At 73.6% G+C, this 13,094-nt stretch carries 13 protein-coding genes and 1 tRNA gene; 5 read left to right on the forward strand and 9 right to left on the reverse strand.

All coding sequences use genetic code 11. From position 1 onward, the window contains the following. The first annotated feature begins 77 nt into the window (after positions 1–77). Positions 78–1,433 (forward strand): formimidoylglutamate deiminase, encoded by a 1,356-nt coding sequence (locus HGN31_RS13665; RefSeq protein ID WP_168783559.1) that lies wholly within the window; start codon positions 78–80, stop codon positions 1,431–1,433. A 48-nt stretch (positions 1,434–1,481) separates the two neighbouring features. Here HGN31_RS13665 and HGN31_RS13670 read toward each other — a convergent pair whose 3' ends face one another. Then, positions 1,482–2,180, reverse strand: coding sequence for a histidine utilization transcriptional repressor HutC (locus HGN31_RS13670; protein ID WP_168783560.1), 699 nt, complete (start codon positions 2,178–2,180; stop codon positions 1,482–1,484). 129 nt (positions 2,181–2,309) lie between these two features. Here HGN31_RS13670 and HGN31_RS13675 point away from each other — a divergent pair. Both HGN31_RS13675 and hemC read left to right on the forward strand, forming a co-directional pair. After that, positions 2,310–2,385: transfer RNA gene (locus HGN31_RS13675), tRNA-Val, on the forward strand. Between the two features lie 727 nt (positions 2,386–3,112). Further along, positions 3,113–4,090, forward strand: a complete 978-nt coding sequence (gene hemC, locus HGN31_RS13680) for a hydroxymethylbilane synthase (protein WP_168783561.1) — start codon at positions 3,113–3,115, stop codon at positions 4,088–4,090. Positions 4,091–4,254: 164 nt separating this feature from the next. On the opposite strand, the gene lexA is transcribed toward hemC, so the two are convergent. The 8 genes from lexA to HGN31_RS13720 form a co-directional block, all read right to left on the reverse strand. Beyond that, positions 4,255–4,980: a transcriptional repressor LexA gene (gene lexA / locus HGN31_RS13685; RefSeq protein ID WP_168783562.1), complete on the reverse strand. Its 726-nt coding sequence runs from the start codon at positions 4,978–4,980 to the stop codon at positions 4,255–4,257. A gap of 100 nt (positions 4,981–5,080) precedes the next feature. Beyond that, the gene (locus tag HGN31_RS13690; protein WP_342355774.1) at positions 5,081–6,268 is read right to left on the reverse strand and encodes a molybdopterin molybdotransferase MoeA; all 1,188 of its coding nucleotides are present in this window, start codon (positions 6,266–6,268) and stop codon (positions 5,081–5,083) included. Then, the gene (moaC, locus tag HGN31_RS13695; protein WP_168783563.1) at positions 6,265–6,759 is read right to left on the reverse strand and encodes a cyclic pyranopterin monophosphate synthase MoaC; all 495 of its coding nucleotides are present in this window, start codon (positions 6,757–6,759) and stop codon (positions 6,265–6,267) included. Before moaC ends, HGN31_RS13690 begins: the two co-directional genes overlap by 4 nt. Next, positions 6,756–7,547, reverse strand: a complete 792-nt coding sequence (gene trpC, locus HGN31_RS13700; RefSeq protein WP_036736117.1) for an indole-3-glycerol phosphate synthase TrpC — start codon at positions 7,545–7,547, stop codon at positions 6,756–6,758. Before trpC ends, moaC begins: the two co-directional genes overlap by 4 nt. Before the next feature lie 41 nt (positions 7,548–7,588). Then, positions 7,589–8,233, reverse strand: coding sequence for a uracil-DNA glycosylase (locus tag HGN31_RS13705; RefSeq protein ID WP_168783564.1), 645 nt, complete (start codon positions 8,231–8,233; stop codon positions 7,589–7,591). Positions 8,234–8,235: 2 nt separating this feature from the next. Then, positions 8,236–8,577, reverse strand: a complete 342-nt coding sequence (locus HGN31_RS13710) for an MmcQ/YjbR family DNA-binding protein (protein WP_168783565.1) — start codon at positions 8,575–8,577, stop codon at positions 8,236–8,238. A gap of 4 nt (positions 8,578–8,581) precedes the next feature. After that, positions 8,582–9,616, reverse strand: a complete 1,035-nt coding sequence (trpD, locus tag HGN31_RS13715) for an anthranilate phosphoribosyltransferase (protein WP_168783566.1) — start codon at positions 9,614–9,616, stop codon at positions 8,582–8,584. Continuing rightward, a complete protein-coding gene (locus tag HGN31_RS13720; RefSeq protein ID WP_168783567.1) occupies positions 9,613–10,230 on the reverse strand; it encodes an anthranilate synthase component II in 618 nt (205 codons plus the stop codon). The genes trpD and HGN31_RS13720 overlap by 4 nt, the downstream gene beginning before the upstream one ends. A gap of 366 nt (positions 10,231–10,596) precedes the next feature. Between HGN31_RS13720 and HGN31_RS13725 the strand changes: the two genes are divergently transcribed. Continuing rightward, positions 10,597–11,814, forward strand: coding sequence for a hypothetical protein (locus HGN31_RS13725; protein WP_168783568.1), 1,218 nt, complete (start codon positions 10,597–10,599; stop codon positions 11,812–11,814). Further along, on the forward strand, positions 11,811–13,025 hold the full coding sequence (locus HGN31_RS13730; protein ID WP_168783953.1) for an aminotransferase: 1,215 nt from the start codon (positions 11,811–11,813) through the stop codon (positions 13,023–13,025). The genes HGN31_RS13725 and HGN31_RS13730 overlap by 4 nt, the downstream gene beginning before the upstream one ends. The last annotated feature ends 69 nt before the right edge of the window (positions 13,026–13,094 follow it).

The following is a 13,094-nucleotide window of genomic DNA, read 5'->3' on the forward strand; positions in this document are numbered from 1 at the left end:
AGCGATTCCCGGGCTTGTCGCGTCGTCGGTGTCGAGTATTATGACTACGCATATTCCTGTCAAGCGAGGTTCCCGCGATGGCCCACCTTCACGCTGCCGAGGCGCTGCTGCCCGAGGGCTGGGCCCGGGATGTGCGGATCACGCTCGGGCCCGACGGGCGCATCGCCGCGGTGGGGCAGGGGCCGGCAGCCCCCGGCGATCACCGGGCGGGCGTGCTGGTCCCGGCGCCCGCCAACAGCCACTCGCACGCGTTCCAGCGCGCCATGGCGGGCCTGAGCGAACGGCGGGGCGCGGGCGAGGACAGCTTCTGGACCTGGCGGGCGCTGATGTACCGCTTTCTCGAGACGATCACCCCCGCGCAGGTCGAGGCCATCGCCGCCTTCGTGCAGATGCAGATGCTCGAGGCGGGCTTCGGCAGCCATGTCGAGTTCCACTACCTGCACCATGCCCCGGGCGGCCAGCCCTACGCGGATCTGGGCGAGATGTCGGCGCGAATCGCGGCGGCGGCGGCGACGTCGGGCATGGGCCTGACGCTCTTGCCGGTGCTCTACCGCTTCGGCGGCTGCGACCGGCGGGCGCTGGCGGGCGGGCAGCTGCGCTTCGGCAACGACCCCGAGCGCTACGCCCGGCTGGTCGAGGCCGCGGCCCGGGCGCTCGCGCCGCTGCCCGACGCTCGCGTCGGCGTCGCCCCCCATTCGCTGCGCGCGGTCGCGCCCGAGGATTTCGCCCCGCTTGCCGCGCTCACCGACGGCCCGATCCATATTCACCTCGCCGAGCAGATCCCCGAGGTCGATGAGGTCCGCGCCGCCTATGGCGCCCGGCCCGTCGAATGGGCGCTCGACCATCTCGACCTCTCGCCGCGCTGGTGTCTGATCCACCTCACCCAGATGACCCCGGCCGAGACCACCGCGCTGGCCCGCACCGGCGCGGTCGCCGGCCTCTGCCCGCTGACCGAGGCGAGCCTCGGCGACGGCATCTTCGACGGGGTGCGCTGGATGGGGGCGGGGGGGGCGATCTCGCTCGGCTCGGACAGCAACATCCGCATCTCGCTGGCCGAAGAGCTGCGACAGCTCGAGACGAGCCAGCGCCTGCGCGACCACTCCCGCGCCGCGCTCGCCACGGCCGAGCAGTCCACCGGGCGCCGCATCTTCGAGGCGTCCGCGCGGGGCGGGGCCCAGGCGGCGGGGCGCGGGACAGGGGTGATCGCCGTGGGCGAGCCGGCAGACCTCCTCGTGCTCGACATGACCCACCCGGACCTCGAGGGGCTCACGGGCGACACGATCCTCGACAGCTTCGCCATGGCCGGCGGCACCGAGATGGTGGCCGATGTCTGGTCGGGCGGGCGCCACATGGTCCGCGGCGGCCGCCACGTGGACCGCGAGGCGATCACTGCCGCCTACCGCGCCGCCGTGCGTCCCTTGCGGGACGGCTGAGGCGCGAAACCCGCGCTTCTTTCCGGCCCAGATACCCTGCGGCGGCGGTCAGTAGCGCGTCATCAGCCGGTGGCCGTGCCGATAGGCGAGCCGCACGCAGGTCAGCACCCGCCGCTGCCACTGGGTCCGCCGCTCGATGCAGAACAGCGCGGCCCCCTCGGCGCACCCCAGCGCGGCGGACTGCTCGGCGTCGGCCTCGGCGGCGCAAAAGGCGATCTCGGCGCTGCTGTAGGGGATCTTGCCGACCAGCCACTCGTTCGGGCCGCTCTCGGTGAAATCGGCCTCGGCGGCGTCGGGAACGGCGGCCAGGTTGATCCAGCGATCCTCGAACTGATAGGGCGCCCCGTCGGCCAGGTGCAGGCACACGAGATGGCGCACCCGGGTCCGCGCCCCGATCTTCAGCCGCACCTGAGCCTCGGGAGGGGCCGGGGTGATGGCTGAGTGCAGCAGCCGGTAGCCGTAATCCGCCCCCATCTCGCCGATCTCGTCGCGCACCAGCGGAATCTTGACCCGCGCCTGCCTCAAGGGGGCGAGCCTCACGCGGGTCCCCGCCTTGCGCCGCCGCTCGATCAGGCCGTCCTCGACCAGCTCGCGCATGGCGCGGGCGACGGTGGTGCGGGCGACGCCGAAGCGCTCGGCCAGGTCGATCTCGTCGGGCAGGCGGGTGCCGGGCGGGAACTCGCCGGCCTGGATGCGGGTCAGGAGGTCGGCCTTGATGGTGCGGTAGCTGGTGGTCGTGGGCGGCATCGGCGAACCATCCGGGCGGCTGGAGGGCCAAGCATAGGGCTTTCCCGACGCCCGGCAATCGCCCTTGCCGAACGGGCGCGGCCCTGCGCGCTTGCGCGCACCAGCTTGGCGCCGCATAAGCGGCGGCGCGGGCGGTTAGCTCAGTTGGTAGAGCGCTTCGTTTACACCGAAGATGTCGGGGGTTCGAGCCCCTCACCGCCCACCATGCCGCCACCCCGCACCGGGCCAGGGAGGCCGCGCCGGATGTGCAACCTCTACACCCACCGCCGCCCGCAAGAGGCGATGCGCCAGCTCTTTGCCGGGCTCGACGACCGCGGCGTGAACCTCGCCCCTGCGGATTTTTACCCCGACCAGCGCGCCCCGATCATTCGCCGCGCGGCGGATGGGGGCTGGCGCTGGCGCTCGCCCGCTGGGGGATGCCGTCACCGCCGCAGTATCTGCGCACCGCCCGCGGCTAGCGAATGACATCGTTTCATATGCAGTGAGCTTCCGAGGCTCGCTGCAGTCTACAATCCGCCGTTCGGCAGTGTGCTGGCATAGGAGCCAAAGGTTCATCGCGCGCGTTGAATCGCCGCGGCCAACCCAACGACTAAAACTGGTCGTCAGTACGTCGCGCATATCTTGTCACACAGCGTGGTCAGCGAACATTTTAGATGGGCTTCTTAGGCTCCGCTTGAGCGGATTGTTTGCTCCCTACCCGCGTCACGAACAGGGTTGCACGCTTGGAAAGTGAGTGGCACCGAAGGGAGCAGCTGCACCTGAAAACCAATCGACGCCAAAGCAAGAATTCAACGCCGCCGCGGGATCACTGAACCCGAGTAAGGGTTGTGAGGAGGCTTAAGGCAACGCTCGCGGATTACCGTTTCCCCTCACGTCGCCCGCGCCGCACCTCAGCGGTTGTCAACCGCGCCGGGCGAGGGTAACCCGCGGCCATGATCGACCATCCCACCCCCGATGCGCCGTTGAGGATCGGCACCCGCGGCTCGGCGCTTGCGCTGGCGCAGGCCCATGAGACGCGTGACCGGCTGGCCGCGGCGCATGGATTGCCCGAGAACGCCTTTCAAATCGTTGTCATCAAGACGACCGGCGACAGGGTGCTCGACCGGCCGCTGCGCGAGATCGGGGGCAAGGGGCTGTTCACCCGCGAGATCGAGGACGCGCTGCTCGACGCGCGGATCGACATTGCGGTGCACTCGATGAAGGACATGCCGGTGCTGCAGCCGGACGGGCTGGTGATCGACTGCTATCTGCCGCGTGAGGATGTGCGCGACGCATTCGTGAGCGCGCGGTGGGACTCGATTTCGGCGCTGCCGGCCGGAACGGTCGTCGGATCGTCGAGCCTCCGGCGGCGGGCGCAGCTGGCGCATCGGCGGCCCGACCTGACGTTGGTCGAGTTCCGGGGCAACGTCCAGACGCGGATGCGCAAGCTTGCGGAAGGGGTGGCCGAGGCGACGTTTCTCGCCATGGCGGGGCTGACCCGGCTGGGAATGCTGGATGTGGTGAAAAGCCGCATCTCGCCCGAGGAGATGCTGCCCGCCGTGGCGCAGGGCGCCATCGGCGTCGAGCGGCGGGCGGACGATACACGGGCCGGTGCGCTGCTGGCGGCGATCTCGGACCAGTCGACGACGCTGCGGGTCGAGGCCGAGCGCGCCTTTCTGCGCCGGCTCGACGGATCGTGCGAGACCCCCATCGCGGGGCTTGCCGAACTCGACGGCGACCGGCTGATGCTGCGGGGCGAGATCCTGCTGCCGGACGGGTCGATCTCGATCACCGGCACACGGGAGGGCTCGTCCGCCGATGGCGTGGCGATGGGCCGCGATCTGGCCGAGGAGCTGCTGGGCCGGGCACCGCCTGAGTTCCTCGAGCTGAGCGGCATCTCTCCCGATCGCGGCTCGCCGCCGCTCCGTTGAGGCGGTTGGGCAGGCAGACCAAGCGGGAGCCGAACTTTCAAATGGGAAGGCGGTCGGGAACGCGGGAGGCTGTCGGCGCTATCTAGCTAGCCTGACGTCCCGCGTGCCCTTCGGTGTGGGAGGGCCTGCGTACAAACAGCCGCGTCCTGGCAACGGATTCCGCCTCAATAGCTGCGGATCAATCCCACCAGCCGGCCCTGCACCTTCACCTTGTCCTCGGGCAGCATCCGGGTCTCGTAGGCCGGGTTGGCCGCCTCGAGCGCGATCATCCCGCCCTTGCGGCGATAGCGCTTGAGCGTTGCCTCGGCACCCTCGACCAGCGCCACGACGATGTCGCCGTTCTCGGCCGTGTCCTGCTCGCGGATCACCACCACGTCGCCGTCGTTGATCCCCGCCTCGATCATCGAATCGCCGCGGACCTCGAGCGCGTAGTGATGTTCGCGCCCGGTCAGCATCGAGCCGGGCACGGCGATGTGGTGCGAGACTTCCGAGATCGCCTCGATCGGGACACCGGCGGCGATGCGGCCCATCACCGGCAACTCGACCGCAGGGCTATCGACGATGTCCATGGCCCCGCGCGGGCGGCCGACGCTCGCGCGGCGGTCGCCGTCGATCACCCGCGGGGCAAAGCCGGGCGTGGCGCCCTCGGCCCCCTCACCCTCGTCGCGCAGCAGCGCGTCGGGCAGGCGGACGATTTCCAGCGCGCGGGCGCGATGGGGCAGGCGGCGGATGAAGCCGCGTTCCTCGAGGGCAGTCACGAGCCGGTGGATCCCCGATTTCGAGCGCAGGTCCAGCGCCAGTTTCATTTCATCGAACGACGGCGGCACGCCGTCGCGGGCCATCCGCGTCTGGATGAAGTCGAGCAGCTCGATCTGTTTTCTCGTCAGCATGGTCGGCCCGTCCCCCGCATTCGGCTGCCGTGTTCATCCAATGTTCTAGACCCGTTCACCTTTCAGGTCAACGGATAAGCCGATTCGCATGAAGGATCGGTTAACGCGGCAGCGGAATATAGGCGACCGGCGCGCCCGCCTCGCGGGCCGGATCGCCGGGGGCGCGGACCAGCAGCGCCTGCGCCTCGGCCATGAGCGACAGCCGCGCCGAATCCTGGTCGGCGAACGGCGTCACGATCACCCCGTCGGGACCGTCCGAAAGCGTCGCGCGCAGGTAGTGCTGGCGGTCGCCCTCGGGCCCCAGGGCGCGGCCCAGCCGGCCGTGGCGCAGGGGCGGGGCGGGCGTGGCGTCGCCCTGCATCCGCCGCACCAGCGGCTGCAGGAACAGGATCGCGGTGACGATGGCCGAGACCGGGTTGCCGGGCAGGCCCAGCAGCGCCATCTCACCCAGCCGGCCGGCCATCAGCGGCTTGCCGGGGCGCATGGCGATGCGGTGGAAGGCGCGGTCCATCCCCAGATCGGCGGCGACGCGGCCGATCAGATCGTGATCGCCCACCGAGGCCCCGCCGATCGTCACCAGCAGGTCCGACCCCTCCGCCGCGGCAAAGCCTGCGCGCAGTGAGGCCTCGCTGTCGCGGGCCAGCGGCAGGATGCGGGGCACGCCGCCCGCGGCCGCCACCAGCGCCGCGATAGCGAGGTCGTTCGAGCTGACGATCTGGCCGGGGCCGGGGGCCTCGCCCGGGCGCACGAGTTCGTCGCCGCCGGCGAGGACCGCGACGACCGGAGCGCGCCCGACGGTCACGCGCGGCACGTTCATCGCGGCCAGCAGGCCGATGTCGGCGGCCGACAGCCGCCGCCCGGCGGCGAGGCGGTCGCCCTCGGCGAAGTCGCTGCCGCGGCGGCGGATGTTGTCGTGGCCGGGCGCCGCGGCGATGGTGACGCGGTCGCCCTCGCGCCGGGCGTGTTCCTGCATCACCACGAGGTCGGCGCCCTCGGGCACCGGCGCCCCGGTGAAAATCCGCGCCGCGGTGCCGGGGGCAAGCGGGGCGGCGAGGGCGCGCCCGGCGGCGGCCTCGCCCACCACCGGCAGCGGGCCGGGCAGGTCGGCGGCGCGCAGGGCATAGCCGTCCATCGCGGCGGAATCGAACGGCGGCTGGGTGATCCGCGCCACAGCGTCCGAAAGCAGCACCCGGCCTCCGGCGTCGCTGAGGTCGACGTCCTCGGCCTGCGGTGCGGGGGCGAGGCCCAGTACCAGCGCCAGCGCGTCCTCGACCGTCAGCAGGCTCACGGCGCGGCCCCGGGGCCGGTGTCGGGCGCGTGGAAGCTGCCGGACTTGCCGCCGGTCTTCGAGAGCAGCCGCACCCCCTCGATCCGCATGTCCTTCTGCGCCGCCTTGAGCATGTCATAGACGGTCAGCGCGGCGACGGTGGCGGCGGTCAGCGCCTCCATCTCGACGCCGGTGCGGCCGGTGGTGCGGGCGGTCGCGGTGATCCGCACGCCGGGCAGGGCGGGGTCGGGCACCAGCTCGACCGCCACCTTGTCGAGCGGGAGGGGGTGGCAGAGCGGGATCAGCTCGGCGGTGCGCTTGGCGCCCATGATCCCGGCGAGGCGCGCGACGCCCAGCACGTCGCCCTTGGCGGCGCCGCCGGTGGCCAGCGCCAGCGTCTCGGGGGCCATGACCACGGCCGCTTCGGCCACCGCCTCGCGCTGGGTGGGGGCCTTGCCCGAGACGTCGACCATGTGCGCCTGTCCGGCGGCGTCGAAATGGGTGAGCGTCATGCATCGCCCCCGAGGATGGTGCGGGTCGCGGCGGTCACGTCGTCCTGCCGCATCAGGCTTTCGCCGATGAGGAAGCGGCGGATGCCGGCGTCCATCATCCGGGCGAGGTCGGCGTGGGTGAAGAGGCCGCTTTCGCAGACAAGCTGGCGGTCGGATGGCAGCATCGGCGCGAGTTGAAGCGTCGTCTCAAGATCGACGTGGAAGGTCTTGAGATTGCGGTTGTTCACCCCGATCAGTGGCGAGCGCAGACGTAGCGCCCGCTCCATCTCAGGCGCGTCGTGGACCTCGATCAGCGCGTCGATGCCCCAGTGCCGGGCGGCGTCCTCGAGCTCGGCGGCCAGGGTGTCATCGACCGAGGCCATGATGATCAGGATGCAGTCGGCGCCCCAGGCGCGGGCCTCGGCGACCTGATAGGGGTCATAGAGGAAATCCTTGCGCAGCACCGGCAGGGTGCAGGCCGCGCGGGCGGCGGTGAGGAACTCGGGCGCCCCCTGGAAGGACGGCGCGTCGGTCAGCACCGACAGGCAGGCGGCGCCCCCGGCCTCATAGGCGCGGGCGAGCGCGGGCGGGTCGAAGTCCGGGCGGATCAGGCCCTTGGAGGGACTGGCCTTCTTGATCTCGGCGATCAGCGCCGGGCCGGTCGCGGCGGCGCGGTCGAGTGCTGCGGCGAAGCCCCGCACCGGGGGGGCGGCGCGGGCGGCGGCCTCGACCTCGGCCAGCGGGCGGGCGGCGCGGGCGGCGGCGATTTCGTCGAGCTTGTAGGTCTTGATGCGGTCGAGAATGTCCATGCCGGCACCCTAGCCGCGCCGGGCGGGGGACGGAAGGGCGGTCAGGCGCCCGCGGACCAGTCGATTCCCGGCTCGCCGCGGGCGGTGAGCCAGGCATTGACGCGCGAGAAAGGACGCGAGCCGAAGAACCCGCGTCGTGCCGAAAGCGGCGAGGGGTGGGCGCTGGCGAGCGTCAGGTCGACGGGCCGCGGCAGGCCGGCCAGCGCCGTCTGCGCGTGGGCGCCCCAGAGGACGAACGCCAGCGGTCGTTCCGCCTGCGCCGCGGCCACCGCCTGCCGCGCGAGCGCCCCCCAGCCCCAGCGCGCATGGCTGCCCGCCGCGCCCGGCGCGACGCTGAGCGAGGTATTCAGAAGCAGAACCCCCTGGCGCGCCCAGCCGGTGAGGTCGCCCGAGGGCGGCGCCTGTCCGATGTCGGCGGCCAGTTCGGTGAAGATGTTGGCCAGCGAGCGTGGCGGGCGGACGCCGGGATTGACCGAAAAGGCGAGGCCGTTGGCGTGGCCCGGCGTGGGGTAGGGGTCCTGCCCGAGGATCACCACCTGCACGTCGGCCGGGGCGACCGCCTCGAGCGCGGCGAAGAGGCGGTCGGGGCCGGGCAGGTAGGGGGCGGCCGCGAGGCGGGCGCGGATCGCAGGCCAAGTGTCGGCGAAGAAGGGCAGGTGGGCCCAGGCGGCGGGAGGGGTGGGCATCGTCAGAGCGGTGGCAAGTCGGCCTGCACCCGCCGCGGCAGGCTCGCGCGGATCAGCCGATAGCTGGCCTCAATGCGGTGGCGCAGCTCGTCCGGGTCGGCGTGCAGCGGCAGGGCCACCCAGCTCCGGTGCAGATAGGGCGCGCGGGTGGCGACGCCGGCCTCGATCAGCAGCTCGGCGGTCTCGATCCCGTCGGTCTTGACCGACACCGCCCCGGTCGATGTCCCGACGATGGCGAAGATCTTGCCGCAGACCTTCCAGACCTCGTGGCCCTCGCCGAAGGGCTCGCTGACCCCGGCGCCGGGGTGCGCGGCGCAGAGCGCGTTGACCTCGGCGCGGGTCATGGGTTCAGCCCTCGGCCGGCGGCGCGCCGGTGACGGCGGCGAGGCGCGCCAGCCGGTCGCGCGCGGCGCCCGAGTCGATCGCCTCGCGCGCCATCGCGGCCCCCTCGCGCAGGTCGGCGGCCCGGCCCGCGACCAGCAGTGCCGCTGCTGCGTTGAGCAGCACCGCGTCGCGGTAGGCACCGGGCGCGCCGTCGAGCAGCGCCTTGAGCGCCGCGGCATTCTCGGCCGGGGTGCCGCCGACGATCTCCTCGAACGGGTGGACGGGCAGGCCCGCGTCCTCGGGCGCCACCTCGAACTCGGTCACCGCGCCGTCCCTGAGCGCCGCCACCCGCGAAGGGGCCGAGATCGCCAGCTCGTCGGTGCCGTCGCCGCCGTGGACCAGCCAGACCGCGTTCGAGCCGAGGTCGCGCAGCGTCTCGGCCATCGGGCGCAGCCAGTCGGCCGAGAACGCCCCGGTGAGCTGGCGGCGCACGCCGGCCGGGTTGGTCAGCGGCCCGAGGATGTTGAACACCGTCCGGGTGCCGAGCTCGGTCCGCGCGGGACCGACGTGGCGCATCGCCGGGTGGTGCATCGGCGCCATCATGAAGCAGATGCCGGCCGCGTCCAGCGCCTCCTGCGCCCTGGCCGGGCCGCCCATCACGTCGAGCCCGAGGTGCGTCAGCGCGTCCGCGCTGCCGGATTTCGAGCTGAGGTTGCGGTTGCCGTGCTTGGCGACCGCAACCCCCGCGCCCGCCACCACGAAGGCCGTCGCAGTCGAGATGTTGAGCGTGCCCTTGCCGTCGCCGCCGGTGCCGACGATGTCCATCGCCCCCTCGGGCGCCCGCACCCGGTGCATCCGGGCGCGCATGGCGCGAGCGGCGGCGGCGATCTCGTCCACCGTCTCGCCGCGCACCCGCATCGCCATCAAGAGCCCGCCGATCTGCGCCGGGGTGGCCTTGCCGTCGAAGAGCGCGCCAAAGGCCGCCTCGGCCTCCTCGCCCGTCAGGGGGCGGGACGCGGCGAGGCCGATCAGCGGGCGGATGTCGGTCGTCTCGGTCATGCAGTCTCCTTGAGCGGCGCGCCGGCCCCGTTGCCGCAGCGGCGCAGCCAGTTGGCGATCATCGCGTGGCCATGCTCGGACCGGATGCTTTCGGGATGGAACTGCACCCCCTCGACCGGCAGCGTGCGGTGCGCGACGCCCATGATGGTGCCGTCGGCGGCCGTCGCGGTGACGCGCAGCACCTCGGGCAGGGTCTCGGGCTCGAGCGTCAGCGAGTGATAGCGCGTGGCCCTGAGCGGCGAGGGCAGGCCGGCGAAAAGGCCGGTGCCGTCGTGGCTGATCGCGTCGACCTTGCCGTGGACGATCCGCGCGGCGCGGACGACGCGGCCGCCGAATGCCTCGCCGATGGCCTGGTGGCCGAGGCAAACGCCCATCACCGGCACGCCCGCGTCGGCCGCGGCGCGGATCAGCGGGACGATGATCCCGGCCTGCGCCGGGGCCTTGGGGCCGGGCGAGATCAGGATGCCGGCGGGGCGGCGGGCCAGCGCCTCGGCCACGGTCAGGGCGTCGTTGCGGATGACCTCGACCGCGGCGCCGGCCTCGCCGAGGTAGTGCACGAGGTTCCAGGTGAAGCTGTCGTAATTGTCGATCATCAGGATCGACGGGGGCGCCATCCCGTCCGGCCGGGCGTCCGGGCCGGGTGCCGCGGCGAGGGGCTGGCGGCGGACGGTCGGGGCCGATGATGGGGGCGATGATGAGGCCTGTGAGGGGGCCGGTGCGGAGGCCGGTGCGGGGGCCTGTTCTGGGGCCGGGGCGGTCATGGCGGGCTCGTGGCAGGGGCGGGGCGTCGCCGCCCCGCGAAGGGGGGTGGCCCGCGGATTGCGGTGGGCTATAGATGCTCTCAAGCGGCGCACAGGGTCAACCCTGCCCCCCGTACGGGGCGCGGGGTCGGTCCGCCAAGCGCTTGGGGCAGGCGACGGGTCCGGTTGACGGGCCGCGGTCAGGCCGGCTGGACGGACAGGGCAGGCGAAGGGCGGACGATGGGATTTTTTCGCGGTCTCGCGCATGGCACGCTGATGAGCGCCGCGACGCTGGCGGCGCTGTCGCTGGCCCTGCCGCCGGTGGAACGGGAGGCGGTGCCTGCGGCCGGCCTCGAGGCCGGTGGGTCGGGGACGGCGGGCGCGCCTGCTGCGGGCGATGCTGTGGACACGGCGGGGGCGGCTGAGCCCCGCGAGACGGCGCAGGGTCCAGTGGCGGGTGAGGCGGTCGAGACGGACCGCGGTCCGGTCACCCAGGACGCGGCGTCATCGGGTAACGTCGCCGCGACGAGCCCTGCCACCGACACCGGCACCGCACCTGTTGCGTCTCCCTCAACGCCGGTCTCGGCAGCACCCACGGACCCGGCGACCCCGCCGGGGACTTCGGCGGAGGTGACGGACACGCAGACGTCGCCGTCGGGCGGCGCGCCCGCCTCGGACGGGCCTGCGGCCGAGCAACTGCCCTCGCCGGTCGGCTCCGAGTTCCGCCGCGCGGGCGACGACAGCCCGCGCCCGCCCGAGGCGCAGCGGGCCCCCGCGATGCCCGCGGGGCCGCCGGGACTGCCCACGACGGACGGGGGTGCGGCGCCGGTCGCGCCCGACACCGACCCCGCCGGCGCCCCGGCCGAAACCGACGCACCGGCGGCGCCCCGGCCGCTGGCGCCCGCCCCGCTCGCGCCCGAACCCGTGGCCGCGCCGGGGGCCGAGGCGCCCATCCCGGTCGCCCCGCCCGGTCAGGTCGTGGTCCCGAGCCTCGACCGCCTGCCCGAGCGCAGCGCCCCGGCCGAGCCGCTGCCCGCGCCCGTCGCGCGGGACGCCTCGCCCGATCCGGGTGCCCCTGCGGACGTCGCAACAGAGAGCCGCGCGCCGGACGCGTCCACCGACCGCCCCGCCGCGGCGACGGATACCGCACCGACCCCCGCGGCCGCGTCACCGGCGCCCGATGCGGCCCCGCAGGCTGACCCGACCGCTGCGGACACGCCCGCGCGCCCCGACGTCACCGACCCGCGCCCGCTCACCTCGCCCGCCACGCCCGGCGCCGCCCCCGTCCCGCCGCCGCGCGACGTGCCGCGCCCCGCACCAGACCTGTCACTCCCGTCGCTGCCGCTGTCCGCCACCACGCGGCAGGCGCCGACGCTGGCCCGGCCCTCGGGCGAGACCCCCGCCCGACCCGACCTGACCGACCTCGCCCCCCTCGCTGCGCCCGGAGCCTCGAACTGATGCTGCCCCTGAACCCCGCCCTCGCCGCCACCTTCCGCCCCCCGGTGATGGAGGCGCGGCGCTGGCTCGAAGGGGTCAGCTTTCCGCCCGACCGGCCGCTCATCAACGTGAGCCAGGCCGCCCCGGTCGATCCCCCGCCCGAGGCGCTGCGCGCGGCCATCGCCGAGGCCGCGCTGAACCAAGCCGCGGCGCATCTCTACGGCCCCGTCCTCGGCAACACCGACCTGCGCGAGGCGGTCGCCGCCGAATGGTCCAGCGCCTACGGCGGCCGGGTTGAGGCCGGGAACGTCGCCATCACCCAGGGCTGCAACCAGGCCTTCTCCGCCGCCATCGCCACGCTCGCCGGGCCGGGGGATGAGGTCATCATCCCGGTGCCGTGGTATTTCAACCACAAGATGTGGCTCGACATGCAGGGCGTCCGCGCCGTGCCGCTGGGCTGCGGGCAGGGGATGGTGCCGGACCCCGAGGCGGCGGCCGCGCTGATCTCGCCCCGGACCCGCGCCATCGTGCTGGTCAGCCCCAACAACCCCTCGGGTGCCGAGTATCCGGCCGAGGTGCTCGCGGGCTTCCGCGACCTTGCCCGCGCGCACGGGCTGGCGCTGGTGGTCGACGAGACCTACCGCGACTTCGACTCGCGCGAGGGCGCCCCGCACGGGCTCTTCGCCGACCCGGACTGGGACGACACGCTGATCCAGCTCTACAGCTTCTCCAAGGCGTTCCGGCTGACCGGGCACCGGGTCGGGGCGCTGGTCGCCAGCCCCGCGCGGCTGGTCGAGGTCGAGAAGTTCCTCGACACCGTGGCGATCTGCCCCGGGCAGCTGGGCCAGATCGGCGCGGTCTGGGGGATGGCGCATCTGCGCGACTGGCTGGCCGGCGAGCGGGCCGAGATCCTGCGCCGCCGGGACGCGATGGCGCAGGTCATGGCCGGCCTGCCGGGCTGGCGGGTCAAGGGCTGCGGCGCCTATTTCGCCTGGGTCGAGCACCCGTTCGCGGAAAGCTCGGCCACGCTCGCCCGGCGGCTGGTGGCCGAGGCGGGGGTGCTGCTCTTGCCGGGGACGATGTTCATGCCCGAGGGCGACCCCGACGGGCCGCGCCACGTCCGCATCGCCTTTGCCAACGCCGACGCCGACGGCATCGCCGCGCTGGGGCGGCGGCTGGCCGCGGTGGCGCCCCCGGCAAGCGGCCTTGCCGGCCCGGCGGGCTGCGCCTAAACACGCCGGGCCGGGCGCAGGGCGTCCCGGGTCGGGCCGCCACGGACGCGGCCGGCAGGAACACGGGGG

Source organism: Paracoccus sanguinis (genome assembly GCF_012689545.1).
Taxonomy (GTDB): Bacteria; Pseudomonadota; Alphaproteobacteria; order Rhodobacterales; family Rhodobacteraceae; genus Paracoccus; species Paracoccus panacisoli.

Coding starts and splice junctions, on each gene's coding strand:
- HGN31_RS13665 (WP_168783559.1), top strand. CDS start 78: ATGGCCCACCTTCACGCTGCCGAGGCGCTGCTGCCCGAGGGCTGGGCC.
- HGN31_RS13670 (WP_168783560.1), bottom strand. CDS start 2,180: ATGCCGCCCACGACCACCAGCTACCGCACCATCAAGGCCGACCTCCTG.
- hemC (WP_168783561.1), top strand. CDS start 3,113: ATGATCGACCATCCCACCCCCGATGCGCCGTTGAGGATCGGCACCCGC.
- lexA (WP_168783562.1), bottom strand. CDS start 4,980: ATGCTGACGAGAAAACAGATCGAGCTGCTCGACTTCATCCAGACGCGG.
- moaC (WP_168783563.1), bottom strand. CDS start 6,759: ATGACGCTCACCCATTTCGACGCCGCCGGACAGGCGCACATGGTCGAC.
- trpC (WP_036736117.1), bottom strand. CDS start 7,547: ATGGACATTCTCGACCGCATCAAGACCTACAAGCTCGACGAAATCGCC.
- HGN31_RS13705 (WP_168783564.1), bottom strand. CDS start 8,233: ATGCCCACCCCTCCCGCCGCCTGGGCCCACCTGCCCTTCTTCGCCGAC.
- HGN31_RS13710 (WP_168783565.1), bottom strand. CDS start 8,577: ATGACCCGCGCCGAGGTCAACGCGCTCTGCGCCGCGCACCCCGGCGCC.
- trpD (WP_168783566.1), bottom strand. CDS start 9,616: ATGACCGAGACGACCGACATCCGCCCGCTGATCGGCCTCGCCGCGTCC.
- HGN31_RS13720 (WP_168783567.1), bottom strand. CDS start 10,230: ATGGCGCCCCCGTCGATCCTGATGATCGACAATTACGACAGCTTCACC.
- HGN31_RS13725 (WP_168783568.1), top strand. CDS start 10,597: ATGGGATTTTTTCGCGGTCTCGCGCATGGCACGCTGATGAGCGCCGCG.